Genomic DNA, 483 nt, shown 5'->3' on the forward strand with positions numbered 1-483 from the left:
CGGCCAGAAAGGTGGCGGAACTCTTCGGCAGTAACACCCACTTGCGGGGCGATATTTTCAAAGAAGTCCGCCATAGGGCCGGCGCCGGTCTGCAGGAAGTCACCGACCTTATCCGAGGTATCCTTGAGGATATCGGCTACCTTATCCTGCTCAACGCCGTAGCGCTGCGCCGCATAAGTTAAGCGCTGGAATTCCCCGGTATTGGTATTGGCCGCTGCAGATAGGTTTTCAATTTCAGCAGAGCTTTCCAGCACCCGCGCCGTCATGACCGCGAGCGCGCCAGCAGCAGCGACGGAGAGACCCGCAAACGCCTTGCCAACGGCTGAGACATTCTTTTTTAGCTGCCGCTTCCACTTCTCAGTACCGCGCTCAGCTTTATCCAGCCCTTCCTGAAAACCACCCACCTTAGCGATCAGGTCCAGCGTTAATGTACCCAGGCTTTTTTTAGACATAGCAATCCTATTGCCAGGTTTTCATCGCCTG

1 protein-coding gene is annotated in these 483 nt (G+C 55.5%); it reads right to left on the reverse strand.

Annotated features, from left to right (window positions below):
- On the reverse strand, positions 1-452 hold a 452-nt coding region (locus MO867_RS22585), incomplete at its 3' end, for a hypothetical protein (protein ID WP_252473364.1).
- Positions 453-483 lie beyond the last annotated feature (31 nt).

The organism is Microbulbifer okhotskensis (genome assembly GCF_023895975.1).
Classification (GTDB): domain Bacteria; phylum Pseudomonadota; class Gammaproteobacteria; order Pseudomonadales; family Cellvibrionaceae; genus Microbulbifer; species Microbulbifer okhotskensis.